The organism is Streptomyces sp. NBC_00354 (assembly GCF_036106915.1).
Taxonomy (GTDB): Bacteria; Actinomycetota; Actinomycetes; order Streptomycetales; family Streptomycetaceae; genus Streptomyces.
The window spans coordinates 3,345,221-3,363,106 of the sequence record NZ_CP107983.1; the positions used below are offsets into that span (position 1 = coordinate 3,345,221).

Annotated in this window: 17 protein-coding genes; 9 read left to right on the forward strand and 8 right to left on the reverse strand. The window is 72.3% G+C overall.

Annotated elements, in window-relative coordinates; genetic code table 11:
- Window positions 1–184 precede the first annotated feature (184 nt).
- Window positions 185–901, forward strand: coding sequence for a hypothetical protein (locus OHT74_RS14770; RefSeq protein WP_328620467.1), 717 nt, complete (start codon window positions 185–187; stop codon window positions 899–901).
- A 45-nt stretch (window positions 902–946) separates the two neighbouring features.
- Here OHT74_RS14770 and OHT74_RS14775 read toward each other — a convergent pair whose 3' ends face one another.
- The 3 genes from OHT74_RS14775 to OHT74_RS14785 all read right to left on the reverse strand — a co-directional run bounded on the left by OHT74_RS14775 (window position 947) and on the right by OHT74_RS14785 (window position 3,963).
- On the reverse strand, window positions 947–1,744 hold the full coding sequence (locus tag OHT74_RS14775) for an enoyl-CoA hydratase/isomerase family protein (RefSeq protein WP_328620468.1): 798 nt from the start codon (window positions 1,742–1,744) through the stop codon (window positions 947–949).
- A gap of 26 nt (window positions 1,745–1,770) precedes the next feature.
- Window positions 1,771–2,955, reverse strand: a complete 1,185-nt coding sequence (locus OHT74_RS14780; RefSeq protein ID WP_443047397.1) for an adenylate/guanylate cyclase domain-containing protein — start codon at window positions 2,953–2,955, stop codon at window positions 1,771–1,773.
- 129 nt (window positions 2,956–3,084) lie between these two features.
- The gene (locus tag OHT74_RS14785) at window positions 3,085–3,963 is read right to left on the reverse strand and encodes a biotin--[acetyl-CoA-carboxylase] ligase (RefSeq protein ID WP_328620469.1); all 879 of its coding nucleotides are present in this window, start codon (window positions 3,961–3,963) and stop codon (window positions 3,085–3,087) included.
- Window positions 3,964–4,094: 131 nt separating this feature from the next.
- Here OHT74_RS14785 and OHT74_RS14790 point away from each other — a divergent pair, with 131 nt between their 5' ends.
- The 4 genes from OHT74_RS14790 to OHT74_RS14805 all read left to right on the forward strand — a co-directional run bounded on the left by OHT74_RS14790 (window position 4,095) and on the right by OHT74_RS14805 (window position 6,825).
- Window positions 4,095–5,690: an acyl-CoA carboxylase subunit beta gene (locus OHT74_RS14790; protein WP_053786314.1), complete on the forward strand. Its 1,596-nt coding sequence runs from the start codon at window positions 4,095–4,097 to the stop codon at window positions 5,688–5,690.
- 22 nt (window positions 5,691–5,712) lie between these two features.
- The gene (locus tag OHT74_RS14795; RefSeq protein ID WP_266999597.1) at window positions 5,713–5,919 is read left to right on the forward strand and encodes an acyl-CoA carboxylase epsilon subunit; all 207 of its coding nucleotides are present in this window, start codon (window positions 5,713–5,715) and stop codon (window positions 5,917–5,919) included.
- Between the two features lie 95 nt (window positions 5,920–6,014).
- Window positions 6,015–6,146, forward strand: coding sequence for a morphogenic membrane protein MmpB (gene mmpB / locus OHT74_RS14800; protein WP_266664424.1), 132 nt, complete (start codon window positions 6,015–6,017; stop codon window positions 6,144–6,146).
- Window positions 6,147–6,210: 64 nt separating this feature from the next.
- On the forward strand, window positions 6,211–6,825 hold the full coding sequence (locus OHT74_RS14805) for a Maf family protein (RefSeq protein ID WP_328620470.1): 615 nt from the start codon (window positions 6,211–6,213) through the stop codon (window positions 6,823–6,825).
- Here the strand turns inward: OHT74_RS14805 and OHT74_RS14810 are convergent.
- Entirely contained in the window at window positions 6,806–7,354 is a 549-nt protein-coding gene (locus OHT74_RS14810; protein WP_328620471.1) for a hypothetical protein, read from the reverse strand. The genes OHT74_RS14805 and OHT74_RS14810 overlap by 20 nt on opposite strands.
- 353 nt (window positions 7,355–7,707) lie before the next feature.
- On the opposite strand from OHT74_RS14810, the gene OHT74_RS14815 reads away from it, so the two are divergent.
- Complete coding sequence (locus OHT74_RS14815) at window positions 7,708–9,462, forward strand: acetyl/propionyl/methylcrotonyl-CoA carboxylase subunit alpha (protein ID WP_266664430.1); 1,755 nt, start codon at window positions 7,708–7,710, stop codon at window positions 9,460–9,462.
- Between the two features lie 154 nt (window positions 9,463–9,616).
- Here the strand turns inward: OHT74_RS14815 and OHT74_RS14820 are convergent, their stop codons facing one another.
- Complete coding sequence (locus OHT74_RS14820) at window positions 9,617–10,567, reverse strand: DeoR/GlpR family DNA-binding transcription regulator (RefSeq protein ID WP_266664432.1); 951 nt, start codon at window positions 10,565–10,567, stop codon at window positions 9,617–9,619.
- A gap of 175 nt (window positions 10,568–10,742) precedes the next feature.
- Window positions 10,743–12,182: an NAD(P)H-quinone dehydrogenase gene (locus OHT74_RS14825; RefSeq protein WP_266664434.1), complete on the reverse strand. Its 1,440-nt coding sequence runs from the start codon at window positions 12,180–12,182 to the stop codon at window positions 10,743–10,745.
- 185 nt (window positions 12,183–12,367) lie between these two features.
- Between OHT74_RS14825 and OHT74_RS14830 the strand changes: the two genes are divergently transcribed.
- The 3 genes from OHT74_RS14830 (at window position 12,368) to OHT74_RS14840 (ending at window position 15,450) form a co-directional block, all read left to right on the forward strand.
- Entirely contained in the window at window positions 12,368–12,805 is a 438-nt protein-coding gene (locus tag OHT74_RS14830) for a gamma-glutamylcyclotransferase (RefSeq protein WP_053786320.1), read from the forward strand.
- A gap of 141 nt (window positions 12,806–12,946) precedes the next feature.
- The gene (locus tag OHT74_RS14835) at window positions 12,947–13,753 is read left to right on the forward strand and encodes a purine-nucleoside phosphorylase (RefSeq protein ID WP_266664437.1); all 807 of its coding nucleotides are present in this window, start codon (window positions 12,947–12,949) and stop codon (window positions 13,751–13,753) included.
- A 50-nt stretch (window positions 13,754–13,803) separates the two neighbouring features.
- Window positions 13,804–15,450 carry a phospho-sugar mutase gene (locus OHT74_RS14840; protein ID WP_266664439.1) on the forward strand — a complete coding sequence of 549 codons (1,647 nt, stop codon included), beginning with the start codon at window positions 13,804–13,806 and terminating at the stop codon, window positions 15,448–15,450.
- Between the two features lie 373 nt (window positions 15,451–15,823).
- Here the strand turns inward: OHT74_RS14840 and OHT74_RS14845 are convergent, their stop codons facing one another.
- Both OHT74_RS14845 and OHT74_RS14850 read right to left on the reverse strand, forming a co-directional pair.
- Window positions 15,824–16,441 carry a hypothetical protein gene (locus OHT74_RS14845; protein WP_328620472.1) on the reverse strand — a complete coding sequence of 206 codons (618 nt, stop codon included), beginning with the start codon at window positions 16,439–16,441 and terminating at the stop codon, window positions 15,824–15,826.
- The gene (locus tag OHT74_RS14850; protein WP_266672767.1) at window positions 16,425–17,852 is read right to left on the reverse strand and encodes a sensor histidine kinase; all 1,428 of its coding nucleotides are present in this window, start codon (window positions 17,850–17,852) and stop codon (window positions 16,425–16,427) included. The genes OHT74_RS14845 and OHT74_RS14850 overlap by 17 nt, the downstream gene beginning before the upstream one ends.
- Window positions 17,853–17,886: the final 34 nt, after the last annotated feature.

Here is a 17,886-nt window from a genome sequence, read left to right on the forward strand (position 1 = left end):
TAAAATCGAACCGGACATCCGGGCACGGGGCCACGAACGCACGAACGCCCCGACGGGCCACCCCGGGGCAGTCCCTCGACGATGCCCGGCCGCCGCACCTTTCCGCCGTGCCGCCCGCCATGCCGAGTCCGGCTCTGCATTCCGTACGCCCCGTCGCGCTGTCCCGCCCCAGGAGGGAAACAGCATGAACCGGCACCGTCGTCTCGCCCTCGTCGCCCCGCTCCTCGCCTCCTCGATCGCCCTCCCGCCGGCCGTCGCCACCGCGCAGGGGCCCCCGGACCGGATGCCCGTGTCCCACACCGCGCCCCTCGCTCCGGTCTGCTCGCTGAAGGCGGCGCCCGGCACCGACCCGGTCGAGTTCGACCTGGTGCTCACCGGCTTCAAGCCGGGGGACCCCGTGAAGATCACCGGCCCGAAGGAGTACAACGGCGTCACCAGCCCCCAGGGGGCCTTCGACGAGGAAAACGTCCCCCGCGGCAATTACACCGTCACGACGGGCCAGGGCGGGGCGCCCCAGCAGAAGACCGGCTGCGAGAAGCCGCCCAGGCCACCGGTCACCCCGCCCACCGGCATCACGGAAGCGACGGTGGAGCTGGACTCCCCCGCGTTCGGCGTCAACTGCAACGTGCCGCACGAGGTGCGCGTCGACGGCACCCTCGAGGGCGGCGGCAGCGGGAGGGTCAAGTACGTGTGGACGAGCGGCACGGGCAAGCGGACCGAGAAGACCATGCGCTTCCCCGGCTTCTCCACGCGCGTCGACGAATTCAGCGTGACCGCCCCGGCGCGCACGAGGCCCCAGGACCCCGCCCCCACAGTGACCGTCCAGCTCACGGTTCCGAAGCAGGGCGGGCAGGCGGCCATCTCGTCGGAGGTGCTGCCGGTCACCCTCAAGTGCCTGTGAGCGGCACCCGCCCGCCGGTCCCTGCCCCGGTCCCGGTCCCTGCCCCTACTTCCCCGGCCACTGCGGCTTGCGCTTTTCGTTGAACGCCGCCACGCCCTCTGCGCGGTCTCCCGAGAAGGCCACCGTCCGCCAGGCCGCGTCCTCGATCTCCAGGCCGGCCGTCAGGTCCATCCCGTGCCCCAGCCGCAGGGCCCGCTTCGCCGCCCGCAGGCCCACCGGGGAGTTCGCCGCCATCCGGGCCGCGAGGGCAAGGGCTTCGTCCCGGTCCGTGCCCGCCGGGACCACCGAGTCCACCAGGCCCAGCGACAGCGCCTCCGCCGCCTCCACCCGCCGCGCCGTGAAGATCAGCTCCGCCGCGCGCGCCGCACCCACGCGCCGCGGCAGCAGCTGCGTGCCGCCGCCGCCCGGGATCACGCCCACGGAGACCTCCGGCAGGCCGACCACCGCCGTCTCGTCGGCCACGATCACGTCACACGCCAGCGCCAGCTCGAAGCCGCCGCCCAGCGCGAAGCCGTGCACCGCCGCGATCGTCGGCATCGGCAGCTCCAGTACGCCCCCGTACGCGCCCCGCGTGGTCGGCCGCTGCTGCACCAGCTCGGCGTCCGACAGGGAGTTGCGCTCCTTGAGGTCGGCCCCGACGCAGAACGCCCGCTCCGCCGCCGACGAGAGCACGACCACCCGTACCGACGCGTCCGCCGCGAGCGCCGCGCAGGCGTCGCCGATGGCCCGCGCCATGTCCGTCGACACCGCGTTCATCGCCTTCGGCCGGTCCAGGACCAGCTCCGCGACCCCGTCGTCGCCATGCCGACGTACCGATACGAACTCCGACTGCGACTCCGACACCACAGGGCCCTCCCGGTTAACGAACGTTACCCGGGGATCTTAGGCTTCCGCCGCGTCAGCGACCAGGGCTCCACGACCCCGAGCCCGCGCACCGGCCGCTGCCACATCGGCTGGAGTGCGAAGCGGTACGCCCCGCCGCCCTCCTCGGCCTCGGCCTCCTTCTCCGAGACCGGCGCAGCGCCGGTCCGCCCCAGCTCCTCCGCCATCGCCCCGTCGACCAGCACCGCGTCCTTCGGCGCTATCGACGTCAGCCGCGAGGCCAGGTTCACGGTGGTCCCGAAGACGTCGCCCATCCGGGTCGTCACCGTCCCGAACGCTATGCCGACACGCAGCTCCGGCATCTGGGCATCGGCTTCCATCGTCTCGATCAGCCGCAGCGCGATCTCCGCCGCCGTCGCCGCGTCGTCGGCGCAGTACAGCACCTCGTCACCGAGCGTCTTGATCAGCCGGCCGCCGTGCGCGGCCACCAGGTCCGCCGAGGTCGTCTCGAAGGACTCGACGAGCTCGCCGAGCTCCTCCTCCTCCAGGCGCCGCGTCAGCCGGGTGAAGCCCACCAGGTCCGCGAAGCCCACCGCGAGCCGCCGGTCGACCATCTCCTCGTCGTCCGCCACCTGCACGACCCGCCCGGTGGCCGCCGCCAGCTGGCGGCGCCACACGTAGACGAGGAACTCCTCGAGCTCCGGCAGCAGCAGCTCGACCAGCGGGTACGTGACCTCCGTACGGGTCATTCCCGGCTCCGGCGGCTCCGTGAGCCCCTCCAGGAAGGAATCGATCTGCCATTCCGCCAGCCGGGCGGTGGTCTGCCCGGTGGACCGCGCCACCTGCACGGCCATCGGCTCGCTCAGCAGCCCGGCCTCGACGAGGCCGGCGAGCCGGCGCAGCGCCAGTACGTCCGCCTCCGTCAGGGCCTTGGCCTGACCGATGTCCGCGAAGCCCATGGCCCGCCAGAAGCGGGAGGCGAGCTCCATCGACACGCCGGCGCTGCGGGCCGCCTGGAAGGGGGTGTAGCGGCGCTCCGCGCCCAGGATCAGCTGCTCCAGCCGGATGGCGAGCGGGTCCGCCGTCGGCTGTGCGGTGTGGTCGACCTCGTGGTGGGGAGTGTGCTGGTCGCGCCCGATCGGCGTGCCCGGACTGGTGGGCCCCGAGCCGGTGGGCCCCGGGCCGCCGGGCCGGGGGGCGGACGCGCCGGACGTAGAGTCGTCGACGGTCAAGGGCCGCCTCCTGTCCATTCCGTGCGCACTGCCCTGCCGAACCGGGTGATCGCCGGGAGGACCGGGATCGCCTAAACCATACGGCAGGTGTGCCGTAGCTCACTCCCCACTCCCTGCAGCTGCGGCGGGCTACCGCACCGACCGCAGATGCACCACGTCCCCGGCCCCCACGGTCTCGTGCCGGTCCTCGGCGGTCCGTACGACGAGCCGCCCGTCCGCGTCCACCGCTTCGGCCGTCCCGGTGAGCGTGCGGCCGCCGGGCAGGTCCGCCCGTACGTGCCGGCCGAGCGTGACGCAGTCCGCCGCGTACGCCTCCTGGAGCCCGCTGGCGGCCGGGTCGCCGCCCGCCGCCCGCCACTCCCCGTACCAGTGCTCCAGGGACCGCAGTACGGCCTTCAGCAGGGGCTCCCGGTCCGTCACGGCGGCCTTGGCGAGGATCAGCGACCCGGCTTCCGGTACGGGCAGCTCGTCCTCGGTCAGGGTGACGTTGAGCCCGATCCCGAGAACGACACCGTCGCTGACCCGCTCGGCGAGGATGCCGCCGGTCTTGCGCTCCTCCCCCTCCACGGTGACCAGCAGGTCGTTGGGCCATTTGAGGGCCGTGTCCACGCCGGCGGCCCGGGACACCCCGGTCGCGGCGGCCACCCCGGCCAGCAGGGTCAGCCACCCCCACCGCTCCTGCGGTACGGAGTCGCCCGGCTTGAGCAGGACGGAGAAGAACAGCCCGGACCGGGCCGGCGCGACCCAGCTCCGGTCGAGCCGCCCGCGCCCGGCGGTCTGCTCCTCGGCGACGAGCACGGCCCCTTCGGGCAGCCGGCCGGCCCGGGCCGCGAGATCGGTGTTGGTGGACCCGGTGGCGGCGACCACCTCGACCGAGGACCACAGCCCCCCGTCCCCGACGAGGGCCCGCTCCAGCACGGCGGCGTTCAGCGGCGGCCGGTCGAGGCTCGACCAGCGGCCGGAGGCGGCTCCGGACGGAGCCCCTCCTGATGCATCTGATGGCGTCATGCAACCCACAGTAGGTGTGTCAAACGCCGCACTGCCGAGCGCCATGCCCGCCGATACGCTACGCACCAGTAGCCAGCAGTAGTCAATCAATTGACCAGGCAGTTGACACCACACAGGGAGCCGCGACCCCGATGTCACAACCCTCAGAGCCGATCGACATGCACACGACCGCGGGCAAGATCGCGGACCTGCAGCGCCGCATCGACGAAGCCACTCACGCCGGGTCAGCGCGCGCGGTGGAGAAGCAGCACGCCAAGGGGAAGCTGACGGCACGTGAGCGGGTCGCCCTGCTGCTGGACGAGGGGTCCTTCGTCGAGCTCGACGAGTTCGCCCGGCACCGGTCGACCAACTTCGGGCTGGAGAAGACCCGCCCCTACGGCGACGGCGTCGTCACCGGCTACGGCACGGTGGACGGCCGCCCGGTGGCCGTGTTCTCGCAGGACTTCACCGTCTTCGGCGGGGCCCTCGGCGAGGTCTACGGCCAGAAGATCATGAAGGTCATGGACTTCGCGCTGAAGACCGGCTGCCCGCTCGTCGGCATCAACGACTCCGGCGGCGCCCGTATCCAGGAGGGTGTCAGCGCGCTGGGCATGTACGGCGAGATCTTCCGCCGCAACGTCCACGCCTCCGGCGTCATCCCGCAGATCAGCCTGATCGTCGGGCCCTGCGCCGGCGGCGCCGTGTACTCCCCCGCCATCACCGACTTCACCGTGATGGTCGACCAGACCTCGCACATGTTCATCACCGGCCCGGACGTCATCAAGACGGTCACCGGCGAGGACGTGGGCTTCGAGGAGCTGGGCGGCGCCCGCACCCACAACTCCACCTCGGGCGTGGCGCACCACATGGCCGGGGACGAGAAGGACGCCATCGAGTACGTCAAGAACCTGCTGGCGTACCTGCCGTCGAACAACCTCTCCGAGCCGCCCGCCTTCCCGGAGGAGGCGGACACCGAGGTCACCGAGGCCGACCGCGAGCTCGACGTCCTCATCCCGGACAGCGCGAACCAGCCGTACGACATGCACACCGTGATCGAGCACGTGCTCGACGACGCGGAGTTCCTGGAGACCCAGTCGCTCTTCGCGCCGAACATCCTCACCGGCTTCGGCCGGGTCGAGGGACACCCGGTGGGCATCGTCGCCAACCAGCCGATGCAGTTCGCCGGCTGCCTGGACATCAACGCCTCCGAGAAGGCCGCCCGCTTCGTACGGACCTGCGACGCCTTCAACATCCCGGTGCTGACGTTCGTGGACGTGCCGGGCTTCCTGCCGGGCACGGACCAGGAGTACAACGGAATCATCCGGCGCGGCGCGAAGCTGATCTACGCGTACGCCGAGGCCACCGTCCCCCTGATCACCGTCATCACCCGCAAGGCGTTCGGCGGCGCGTACGACGTCATGGGCTCCAAGCACCTCGGCGCGGACCTGAACCTGGCCTGGCCGACCGCCCAGATCGCCGTCATGGGCGCGCAGGGCGCGGTCAACATCCTGCACCGCCGTGCCATCGCCGAGGCGGAGGAGGCGGGCAACGCCGAGGAGACCCGGGCGCGGCTCATCACCGAGTACGAGGACGCGCTGCTGAACCCGTACACGGCCGCCGAGCGCGGTTACATCGACGCGGTGACCATGCCGTCCGAGACGCGGGCCCACGTGGTCAAGGGGCTGCGCCAGCTGCGCACCAAGCGCGAGTCCCTGCCCCCGAAGAAGCACGGCAACATCCCCCTCTAGGACGCAAGGAGGCAGTCCTGTGGTGATCAAGGTCGTCAAGGGGAATCCGACGCCCGAGGAGCTGGCCGCCGCACTGGCGGTGGTCCAAGCGCGCGCGGCGGTGCTGGCCTCGGCACCGTCGGGCGCGCCGCGGGTGGCGGACGAGTGGTCGGCGCCGGCCCGGGTGGCGCGGCGGACGCTGCCGCAGCCCGGGCCGCGCGCGTGGGCCCGTACGTACTGGCCCGGTTAGGCCGCCGTCCGCTCGTGAAGATGGCGTGAACGGACCGTGGCGCCTGAGTACGCGTACTCAGGCGCCGCTCCGGTCTCCAGGGCCAGGATCGAGGCATGCTCTGGTCAGACCCGAAGAACGAGCCGCCGAAGGACATGCGCGACGCGCAGGCGATGGTCCGGCGGATGACCCTGGTGGTCGTCCTCGCGATGGTGGTGGTCGTGTACGTGCTGGGCGTGGGCTTCTAGGAGTGGGCTTCCAGGGGGTCCCGGTGCGTGCCGGGCGCCGGATTGCCGCCCCTACGATGGCGGCATGACTGCTGCCCAGGCCAAGGCCCACGCCCTCGTCCTCGCCTCCGCCTCACCCGCCCGGCTCAACCTGCTGCGGCAGGCCGGGCTGGCCCCGCACGTGATCGTCAGCAACTTCGACGAGGACGCGCTCAGCGCGGAGACCCCGGCCGAGCTGGCGCTGGCGCTGGCCGAGGCCAAGGCGGGCGTCGTGGCGGCCCTGGACGAGGCCGCGGGCGCCCTGGTGATCGGCTGCGACTCGGTGCTGGAGCTGGACGGCGAGGCGCTCGGCAAGCCGGCGGACGCCGAGGAGGCCACCGCCCGCTGGAAGTCGATGCGCGGGCGGGCCGGCGTACTGCGCACCGGGCACTGCGTGATCGACACGGCGACCGGGCGTCAGGTCTCGGCGACGGCGTCCACGACGGTCCGGTTCGGCGAGCCGACGGACGCGGAGGTGGCGGCGTACGTGGCGAGCGGCGAGCCGCTGCACGTGGCCGGGGCGTTCACCCTGGACGGGCTGTCGGCGCCGTTCATCGAGGGCATCGACGGCGACCCCGGGAACGTCATCGGGCTGTCGATGCCGCTGCTGCGCTCCCTGCTGGCCGAACTGGACGTGTCCATCACGGATTTGTGGGCCTGAGCTCCCCGAAGGGCGGAGGCGGGGTGTCCTGGACGTCCCGCCCGTCCTGGCCGTCCGGACCGCCCGGGGTGTCTCCTGCGGGCGTCCCGGCCCCGCCCGGGGCCGCGTAGAGCACCAGGGTCAGGACGAGCAGGCAGAGGATCAGCATCATCACCGCGAAGGCGCCCCAGCCGACCAGGCCGACGGCGAGGGCGCCGAGCAGCCCGTGGGTGACGGCGGCGGTGACGAGCACGATGCGGGCGAAGGTGCCGGGGGCCCGGTCGCGTACGGCCGCCACGACGAGCAGTACGGCGCACAGGAGCAGGAACGCGCCGATGCCGGCGCCCATCCCGTACGTCGCCAGGGACATGACATCCGGATCCATGCCCGCGATGGACATCGACTGGTTGTGGGTGGTCCGGCCGAGCACGAAGTGGACGAGAACGAGCACCGCCGCCTCGGCGACGAGCACGATCGCGGCCAGCCCGGCCACGAGTCTGCGCAGCACGACGCCCACGACGACCCACCCCTCCCACACGTCCCCGGCCACAAGCCTGTTCGACGCCTGGAGGCTACTAACGGGTAAACGTACGGACAAGGGGTCCGGGCAGCTTCGTTACGTGAAGGGCCTCCGGGCCGGGGACACGCAAAGAATGTGTGGGCCGTTCGTAGGGACTCGACAAAGAATCACATGGGGCCGCTGACCCGGCGGACAGAGACCTTGGATACATGACGGGGTTACTGTGCAGTCGGGGATCCCCCTGACCTGGGGCGCCACAAGGGCTTTCCTCCTTGGAGGTGGACTCGAATCACACTGCGTGTGGGCAAGGTCACCACCGGGGAAGGGTCGAAACGCCGTGTGGGCTGTCCCTAAACTCAGCTTGTTTCAAGGAGGGAGCCATCGTGCGCAAGGTGCTCATCGCCAACCGTGGCGAAATCGCTGTCCGCGTTGCTCGGGCCTGCCGGGATGCCGGAATCGCAAGCGTAGCCGTCTACGCCGATCCGGACCGGGACGCTCTGCATGTCCGCGCGGCCGACGAAGCTTTCGCGTTGGGCGGTGACACCCCGGCCGCCAGCTACTTGGACATCTCCAAGGTCCTGCAGGCCGCAGCCGATTCCGGCGCGGACGCCATCCATCCCGGATACGGCTTCCTCTCCGAGAACGCCGACTTCGCGCAGGCCGTGCTCGACGCCGGCCTGACCTGGATCGGCCCGCCGCCGCAGGCCATCCGCGACCTCGGCGACAAGGTCGCCGCCCGGCACATCGCGCAGCGCGCCGGCGCCCCGCTGGTCGCCGGTACGCCGGACCCGGTCTCGGGTGCCGACGAGGTCGTGGAGTTCGCCAAGGAGCACGGCCTGCCGATCGCGATCAAGGCCGCCTTCGGCGGCGGCGGTCGCGGTCTGAAGGTCGCCCGCAACCTCGAAGAGGTGCCGGAGCTCTACGACTCCGCCGTCCGCGAGGCCGTCGCCGCCTTCGGCCGCGGCGAGTGCTTCGTCGAGCGCTACCTCGACAAGCCGCGGCACGTCGAGACCCAGTGCCTGGCCGACAGCCACGGCAACGTGGTCGTCGTCTCCACGCGTGACTGCTCGCTGCAGCGCCGCCACCAGAAGCTGGTGGAGGAGGCTCCCGCGCCGTTCCTCTCCGAGGCCCAGAACGCGGAGCTGTACGCCGCGTCCAAGGCGATCCTGAAGGAAGCCGGCTACGTCGGCGCCGGCACCGTCGAGTTCCTCGTCGGCACCGACGGCACGATCTCCTTCCTCGAGGTCAACACCCGCCTCCAGGTCGAGCACCCGGTCACCGAAGAGGTCACCGGCATCGACCTGGTGCGCGAGATGTTCCGCATCGCCGACGGCGAGGAGCTCGGCTACGGCGACCCGGTGCTGCGCGGCCACTCGTTCGAGTTCCGCATCAACGGCGAGGACCCGGGCCGCGGCTTCCTGCCGGCCCCGGGCACGGTCACGAAGTTCGCCGCCCCGTCGGGCCCCGGTGTCCGCCTGGACGCGGGCGTCGAGTCCGGCTCGGTCATCGGCCCGGCCTGGGACTCCCTGCTGGCCAAGCTGATCGTCACCGGCGCCACCCGCGAGCAGGCGCTCCAGCGTGCCGCCCGCGCGCTGGCCGAGTTCGAGGTCGAGGGCATGGCCACGGCCATCCCGTTCCACCGCGCGGTCGTCGCCGACCCGGCGTTCACCTCGGACCCCTTCCGGGTGCACACCCGCTGGATCGAGACCGAGTTCGTCAACGAGATCCCGGCGTTCGTGGCTCCGGCTGCGGACGACGCCGAGGACGAGCCGGGCCGCGAGACGGTGGTCGTCGAGGTCGGCGGCAAGCGCCTCGAGGTCTCGCTGCCGTCCTCGCTGGGCATGACCCTGGCGCGCACGGCCGCTGCCGGCGGTGCCAAGCCGAAGCGCCGCGCGGCCAAGAAGTCCGGCCCGGCGGCCTCCGGCGACACCCTCGCGTCCCCGATGCAGGGCACGATCGTCAAGGTCGCGGTCGAGGAGGGCCAGCAGGTCAACGAGGGCGACCTGGTCGTCGTGCTCGAGGCGATGAAGATGGAGCAGCCGCTGAATGCGCACCGCTCCGGGACGATCGTCGGCCTGACGGCCGAGGTCGGCGCCAGCCTCACCTCCGGCGCCACCATCTGCGAGATCAAGGACTGACGTCCTTGACCGGGGTTCCCGGGGCTCCGGCCCCGGGGACCCCTTTTTCGTGTGCGGCGCCGCCGCCGGGTCCGGGGCGGAACCTCAGCAGCGGCGCCGCACCAACCAGCCCGGACCGCCGCTAGCGGCGCCTCACCAACCAGCCGGACCGCCGCTAGCGGCGCCGCATGTCCGCGACGCGGGGGCGGTCCCCGGCGGCCTGCTGCTCGAGCAGCGAGGCGGGCGCGCTGCGCAGCTGGGCCGACGGCCCGCCACGCCTCTGCACCGGCAGCGGGGACTCCCTGCGCGGGCGCCGGCCCACCATCCCCTCACCGCCGGAGGCAACGGCCCCGGCCACGGTGATCTGCACTCCCTGGTCGGCGAGCGCCTGCAGCTCCGTCGCCGCCCGGTCGTCGTGCGGCGGCGGCTCGTCCGTGACCAGACGGGTCATCACGTCCGTCGGCACGGTCTGGAACATGGTGTCGGTCCCGAGCTTCGTGTGGTCGGCCAGCACCACCACTTCCGCCGCGGCCTGCACCAGCGCCCGGTCCACGCTCGCGCTGAGCATGTTGGACGTGGACAGCCCGCGCTCGGCGGTCAGGCCGCTCCCGGAGAGGAAGGCCCGCGACACCCGCAGCCCCTGGAGGGACTGCTCGGCACCGCTGCCGACCAGCGCGTAGTTCGAGCCCCGCAGGGTCCCGCCGGTCATGACCACCTCCACCCGGTTCGCGTGGGCCAGAGCCTGCGCGACCAGCAGCGAGTTGGTGACGACGGTCAGTCCGGGCACCCGGGCGAGCCGGCGGGCCAGCTCCTGGGTCGTGGTACCCGCGCCGACGACGACGGCCTCGCCTTCTTCGACAAGGCCGGCCGCTACGTCGGCAATGGCGGTCTTTTCCGCCGTCGCGAGATGTGACTTTTGCGGAAACCCGGACTCCCGCGTGAAACCGCCCGGCAAAACCGCACCGCCGTGTCGGCGGTCGAGGAGTCCTTCTGCCTCCAGCGCCCGCACGTCCCGCCGTACGGTCACTTCGGAGGTCTGGACGACGCGGGCGAGCTCCCGGAGCGATACCGCTCCGTTGGCCCGCACCATTTCGAGAATCAATTGGCGACGTTCTGCAGCGAACACGAAACTGACAGTAACCCCAACGACCGTCTTGTTTCAGCTCCTTGCGCCGGAATACCGAAGTTGTCCATAAAACAGGGCGACTAGTGGTATACGCGTCCGGTCGGCTGAGTGAACGTCTCTTCGCTCCCTGGCGGCCCGCCCCAAGTCCCCTTGCGACGTGGGGCGGTTGCCTTTCTCACGCCTCGCCGGCGGCCTTCCGCGTGTGCAGCTGGCGCGCCACCTCGGCGATCGATCCCGACAGCGAGGGGTACACCGTGAACGCGTTTGCGATCTGCTCGACGGTCAGGTTGTTGTCGACGGCGATCGAGATCGGGTGAATGAGCTCGCTCGCGCGCGGCGACACGACCACGCCGCCCACGACGATCCCGGTGCCGGGGCGGCAGAACAGCTTCACGAAGCCGTCCCGGATGCCCTGCATCTTGGCGCGCGGGTTGCGCAGCAGCGGGAGCTTCACCACGCGGGCGTCGATCTTGCCGGCGTCCACGTCGGCCTGGGTGTAGCCGACGGTGGCGATCTCAGGGTCGGTGAAGACGTTCGAGGAGACCGTCTTGAGGTTCAGCGGGGCCACGGCGTCGCCGAGGAAGTGGTACATCGCGATGCGGCCCTGCATGGCGGCGACGGAGGCCAGCGCGAAGATGCCGGTCACGTCGCCGGCCGCGTACACGCCGGGCGCGGACGTGCGGGAGACCTTGTCGGTCCAGATGTGGCCGGAGTCCTTGAGCCGGACCCCGGACTCCTCCAGGTTCATGTTCGCCGTGTTCGGGACGGCGCCGACCGCCATCAGGCAGTGCGTGCCGGTGATGACCCGGCCGTCGGCGAGGGTGACCTCGACCCGGTCGCCGACGCGCTTGGCGGACTCGGCGCGGGAGCGGCCGATGACGTTCATGCCGCGGCGGCGGAAGACGTCCTCGAGGACGGCGGCCGCGTCCGGGTCCTCGCCGGGCAGCACGCGGTCGCGGGAGGAGACCAGGGTCACCCGGGAGCCGAGGGCCTGGTACGCGCCGGCGAACTCGGCGCCGGTGACACCCGAGCCGACCACGATGAGCTCCTCGGGGAGCTCGTCCAGGTCGTAGACCTGGGTCCAGTTCAGGATCCGCTCGCCGTCGGGCATCGCGTCCGGGATCTCGCGGGGGTGGCCGCCGGTCGCGATCAGCACGGCGTCGGCCGTCAGGATCGTCTCGGTGCCGTCGGCGGCGGTGACGATGACGTCGCGCGTGCCGTCGATGCCCTGCGGGCCGCCCAGCTTGCCGCGGCCCCGTACGACGCGGGCGCCGGCCCGGGTGACGGAGGCGGTGATGTCGTGCGACTGGGCGAGCGCGAGGCGCTTGACGCGCCGGTTCACCTTGCCGAGGTCGACGCCGACGACGCGCGCGGCCTGCTCGATGTGCGGGGTGTCGTCGGCGACGACGATGCCCAGCTCCTCGTACGACGAGTCGAAGGTCGTCATGACCTCGGCGGTCGCGATGAGAGTCTTGGAGGGCACGCAGTCGGTCAGCACCGACGCGCCACCCAGACCGTCGCAGTCGACGACGGTCACCTCCGCGCCGAGCTGGGCCCCCACGAGGGCCGCCTCATACCCGCCGGGTCCGCCGCCGATGATCACGATCCGGGTCACGAAAACTCCGCCTCACGTCTACCCGGCCGGCTGCCGCCCCGGCCGGGGCTTCCGGGGGGTCTCCCCGGGGGATGCATTCCGTGCCCCATTGTCCCGCACGCTTCAAGGTGCTTCTCCCCCGGTCCGGCCATCCGGGCACCATCCGGGCACGCGGCCATCCCCGCCCCTCCCGTACCCTCGACCTCATGTCGCTCTACGCCGCGTACGCCGGCAACCTCGACCCGCGGCTGATGACGCGCCGCGCTCCGCATTCGCCGCTGCGCGGCACGGGCTGGATCAACGACTGGCGGCTGACCTTCGGCGGTGAGCAGATGGGGTGGGAGGGCGCCCTCGCCACGATCGTCGAGGCCCCGCGCCACCAGGTGTTCGTCGCCCTGTACGACATCGCGCCGCTGGACGAGGACTCCATGGACCGGTGGGAGGGCGTCGGGCTCGACATCTACCGCCGGATGCGGATCCGCGTCCACACGCTGGACGGCGAGGAGGCGGCGTGGTGCTACGTACTGAACGGCTACGAGGGCGGCCTGCCCTCGGCGCGGTACCTCGGTGAGATCGCGGATGCGGCCGAATCGGCGGGCGCGCCGCACGACTACGTGATGGAACTGCGCAAGCGCCCCTGCTGAGGCCCATCGGCGCGGGCTCCCGGGCTGCGCCGGCGATGCGTCGGACGGTGGTCGATTCGGTGGAAACGACAAGACAACGATCCGAACACCGTGAGCTGCGCCATCTACGCGCGTAGGCAATGCTCGGTTACGCTCGTCTGCGTGAACGCATCTGTTACCGACCCCTTCGCCGACGCCTCCGCCGCAGCCGCCCGCCTGCGTGAGCTGACCGGCGCCGAAACCCACGATGTCGCCCTCGTCATGGGCTCCGGCTGGGCCCCCGCCGCAGAGGCGCTGGGTGCGCCCGAGGCCGAGTTCCCCGTCACCGAGCTGCCCGGCTTCCCGCCGCCCGCGGTCGAGGGCCACGGCGGCAAGATCCGCTCGTACAAGATCGGCGACAAGCGTGCGCTGCTCTTCCTCGGCCGGACCCACTACTACGAGGGCCGCGGCGTCGCCGCCGTCGCCCACGGCGTGCGCACCGCCGTCGCCGCCGGCTGCAAGACCATCGTCCTGACCAACGGCTGCGGCGGTCTGCGCGAGGGCATGAAGCCCGGCCAGCCCGTCCTGATCAGCGACCACCTCAACCTGACGGCCGCCTCGCCGATCGTCGGCGCGAACTTCGTGGACCTGACCGACCTGTACTCGCCGCGCCTGCGCGCGATGTGCAAGGACATCGACGAGACCCTCGAAGAGGGCGTCTACGTCCAGTTCCCCGGCCCGCACTACGAGACCCCGGCCGAGATCAACATGATCCGCGTCATGGGCGCCGACCTGGTCGGCATGTCCACGGTCCTCGAGGCGATCGCAGCCCGCGAGGCCGGCGCCGAGGTGCTCGGCATCTCCCTGGTCACCAACCTGGCGGCGGGCCTCTCCGGCGAGCCGCTGAACCACGAAGAGGTGCTCCAGGCCGGCCGTGATTCGGCCGCGCGCATGGGCAAGCTGCTGACCCAGGTCCTCGCCCGCATCTGAGGCATCGGCACCGTACGAGAAAAGACCGTACGAGAGACAAGGCGGAAGTAGTGCAGGAACAGGACGACCTGATCACCCGGGCCCAGGCCTGGCTGGCGGAGGACCCGGACCCGGAGACGGCCGGGGAGCTCGCGAAGATCATCGAGGCCGGGGACGTCACCGAGCTGGCGGACCGGTTCTCCGGCACCCTCCAGTTCGGCACGGCCGGACTGCGCGGCGAGATCGGCGCGGGCCCGATGCGGATGAACCGCTCAGTGGTCATCCGGGCCGCCGCGGGCCTCGCGGCCTACCTGAAGGCCCAGGGCCACGCCGGCGGCCTGGTCGTCGTCGGCTACGACGCGCGGTACAAGTCCGCCGACTTCGCCCGCGACACCGCCGCCGTGATGACCGGCGCGGGCCTGCGCGCGGCCGTCCTGCCCCGCCCGCTGCCGACGCCCGTCCTCGCGTACGCCATACGGCACCTGGGTGCCGTCGCCGGCGTCGAGGTGACCGCGAGCCACAACCCGCCCCGGGACAACGGCTACAAGGTCTACCTCGGCGACGGCTCGCAGATCGTGTCCCCCGCGGACACGGAGATCGCCGCGGAGATCGGGCGCGTGGAGACCCTCGCCTCGGTCCCCCGTCCGGAGTCCGGCTGGGAGGACCTCGGCGACGAGGTCCTGGAGGCCTACCTGGCCCGTACGGACGCCGTCCTGACCCCCGGCTCCCCCCGGGGCGTCCGGACCGTCTACACGGCCATGCACGGCGTCGGCAAGGACGTCGTCCTGGCCGCCTTCGCCCGCGCCGGCTTCCCGGCCCCGGTCCTCGTGGCCGAGCAGGCGGAGCCGGACCCGGCCTTCCCGACGGTGGCCTTCCCGAACCCGGAGGAGCCGGGCGCCATGGACCTGGCCTTCGCCAAGGCCGCCGAGGCGGGCCCGGACATCGTGATCGCGAACGACCCGGACGCGGACCGCTGCGCGGTGGCCGTCCCCACCGTGGACGGCTGGCGCATGCTCCGCGGCGACGAGGTCGGCGCGCTGCTGGCGGCCCACCTGGTCCACAAGGGTGCGCAGGGCGTCTTCGCGGAGTCGATCGTGTCGTCCTCGCTCCTGGGCCGGATCGCGGAGGCTGCGGGCGTCGGCTACGAGGAGACCCTCACCGGCTTCAAGTGGATCGCCCGCGTCGAGGGCCTGCGCTACGGCTACGAGGAAGCGCTCGGCTACTGCGTGGACCCCGAGGGCGTCCGCGACAAGGACGGCATCACCGCCGCCCTGCTGGTGGCGGAGCTGGCCTCGGAGCTCAAGGAGCAGGGCCGCACGCTGACCGACCTGCTGGACGACCTGGCGATGGAGCACGGCCTGCACCACACCGACCAGCTGTCGGTCCGCGTGGAGGACCTGTCGATCATCGCCAACGCGATGGCACGGCTGCGCGCGGAGCCCCCGACCTCCCTGGCCGGCCTGCGGGTCTCCTCGGCGGAGGACCTGACGCAGGGCACGGCGACGCTGCCGCCCACGGACGGCCTGCGCTACCACCTGGAGGGCGACTACAAGGCCCGGGTGATCGTGCGCCCGTCCGGCACGGAGCCGAAGCTGAAGTGCTACCTGGAGGTCGTGGTCCCGGTGGCGGACGCCGCGGACCTCGCGCCGGCCCGCACCCGCGGCCAGGAGATCCTGGACGCGATCAAGAAGGACCTGTCGGCAGCCGCCGGCATCTGAGTTCCTCCCGCGCCTCTCGCGCGGCTCGGCCCCGAGGGGCCTCCCCGGCTTCGCGCCGCTGCGCCGGACTCCGTCCGTCGGGTGCAGTCCAGGGGCTTCGGCCCCTGCCGGACCCCGGTACCGTCCACCGGGGCCCGGCCAACGGCCCCCTGAGCTCCGGCTCGGGGGGCCGTTGGCGTTGCCGGGCCGGAGCTTCCCGCTGCGCGGGGCCAGGCCCCCGAGCCTGAGCTCAGGGGCCGAGAGGGCCCGGTCCCAGCGGATGGGACCGAGCCGGGCAGGGGCCAACGCCCCGGCCCCCACCCGCCGGTCGGAGGCCGGCGCAGCGGCGCGAAGCCGGGGAGGCCCGCCAGGGCCGAGCGGTGCAAGCGGTGCGTCAAGAAGGTGCAGGGCTGGCCGTCGGGCGGACCAGTTCGCCCAGGGTGGGGACCGATTCCGGGCGGGAGCGGACCGCTTCCGTGCATTCCCACGCCCGCGGCGGATCCGCGTCCGGCCCGCCCAGCACCACCGGCCCCGGCCCCGCCGACACCGCCTCGCTGCCCGCCAGCGTGCACACCACCTGCGACAGCGCCACGGGCGGCAGGTCCTCGGGCTTGCGGCTGAGCCGGATCGTGCCCGCCGGGTCGCCCGGGCGCGCCGGCGCGACGGTCAGCCCGTCGGGGACCGCCGTCGTGAAGCCCGCGTCCCGCTCCTCCGCCGACGGCTCCCGCTCCAGCGCCTCCAGCAGCGCTTCGGCGACCAGCACCACGGGGTCGCGTACCGGCTTCTTCTCCGGCACCGGCACCACCCGCTCCACGCCGACCAGCTGCGATCCGCACACGAGCTCCACCGTGGCCCGGAAGCCCTGTACGCCGGTCTGCAGCTCCGGGGTGTCACACGACACCCGCGAAGGCGCCGGACCGACGTCCACCGGCACCGTCGTCGCCCTGATCCCGCATCCGGAGACCAGCCCCACCAGGGCCAACAGCGCTGCCGCCCTACGCGTCCGCGTCACCGGCGATCACCTTCCCCACGTCCACCGGCAGCCGCAGCGTGAACAGCGCGCCGCCCCCCGGCCCGTTGGCGGCGGTGATGTCGCCGCCGTGGATGTGCGCGTTCTCCACGGCGATCGACAGGCCCAGCCCGCTCCCGTCCGACTTCGGCCGCGAGGCGCTCGCCTTGTAGAACCGGTCGAAGACGTGCGGCAGCACCTCCTCGGGGATGCCCGGCCCGTTGTCCTGGACCGCGATCACCAGCCACTCGCCCTCGACGACCACCGACACCCGCACCGGCGAGCCGCCGTGCTTGAGCGCGTTGCCGATCAGGTTGGCGAGGATGACGTCGAGCCGGCGCGGGTCGAGCCGTGCCACGATGCCGCGCTCGGCGTCGAGTTCGACCGCGTCGAGCCACGCCCGCGCGTCGATGCACGCCGTCACCTGGTCGGCGACGTCCACGTCGTCCAGCACGAGCCGTGCCGTCCCCGCGTCGAAGCGGGTGACCTCCATCAGGTTCTCCACCAGGATGTTCAGCCGCCGGGTCTCGCTGACCACCAGCGCCACCGCCGGTGCGATCATCGGATCGAGGTCTTCGACCTCCTCCTCCAGCACCTCGGCGACCGCCGTCAACGCCGTCAGCGGAGTGCGCAGTTCGTGCGACATGTCCGCGACGAATCGCCGGCTGGCCTCCTCCCGGGCGCTCATGTCGGCGACCTTCTTCTCCAGCGCCTCGGCCGTCTTGTTGAACGTGTGCGACAGATCGGCGAGTTCGTCGGTCCCCGACACGTCGAGCCGGTGGTCCAGCTCGCCCTCGCCGAGGCGCCGCGCCGCGTCCCCCAGCCGCTGTACGGGCTTGAGGACGGTCCGGGCCGCGGCCTGCGCCAGCAGCGCCGACCCGAGCAGCGCGAGACCCGTGGCGATGGTCAGCGACCAGCCCAGCGCGTTCAGGTCGTCCCGCTCCTGCGCCAGGGACTTGTACATGTAGCCGGTCGGCCCGCCGCCCACGATCCGCGTCCCGCCGACCAGGTACGGATTGCCGCGCGGCTTCGTCCGCTGCCAGTACATGTGGTACTCGGAGTCGTTGGCCGCCGTCGCCTTCTGCTGGTCGTTCACCGCACGCTGCAGCGAGGCCGGTACGTCGTCCAGCCCGAAGGAGTCGGGACCGGCCGCGCCGAACACCTTGCGGCCGCCCCGCTCGTCGACCAGCAGCACGCTGTAGCCGGGACTGCTGCCCGCCATCAGCTCGGCGGTGCGCTGCATCTCCTCGGGCGTCGGGTCGGCGGGCAGTGCCGCGGCCCGGTTCTGCATCTCCTGGCGGAAGTCGCCGAGGGCCGCGTCCTGGGTACGGGTGAGCACCGCCTCGCGGTTGAGCCAGTACGCGATCCCGGACGCGGAGACCGCGGCCACCAGCGCGACCAGGCAGAACACCATCAGGAGCCGCAGCCGCAGGCTGGTCCAGCGCCGG

What these genes read in the sequence shown, in the direction of transcription:
- OHT74_RS14770 (WP_328620467.1), top strand. Translation starts at nt 185, where the DNA reads ATGAACCGGCACCGTCGTCTCGCCCTCGTCGCCCCGCTCCTCGCCTCC.
- OHT74_RS14785 (WP_328620469.1), bottom strand. Translation starts at nt 3,963, where the DNA reads ATGACGCCATCAGATGCATCAGGAGGGGCTCCGTCCGGAGCCGCCTCC.
- OHT74_RS14790 (WP_053786314.1), top strand. Translation starts at nt 4,095, where the DNA reads ATGTCACAACCCTCAGAGCCGATCGACATGCACACGACCGCGGGCAAG.
- mmpB (WP_266664424.1), top strand. Translation starts at nt 6,015, where the DNA reads ATGCTCTGGTCAGACCCGAAGAACGAGCCGCCGAAGGACATGCGCGAC.
- OHT74_RS14805 (WP_328620470.1), top strand. Translation starts at nt 6,211, where the DNA reads ATGACTGCTGCCCAGGCCAAGGCCCACGCCCTCGTCCTCGCCTCCGCC.
- OHT74_RS14830 (WP_053786320.1), top strand. Translation starts at nt 12,368, where the DNA reads ATGTCGCTCTACGCCGCGTACGCCGGCAACCTCGACCCGCGGCTGATG.
- OHT74_RS14850 (WP_266672767.1), bottom strand. Translation starts at nt 17,852, where the DNA reads ATGGTGTTCTGCCTGGTCGCGCTGGTGGCCGCGGTCTCCGCGTCCGGG.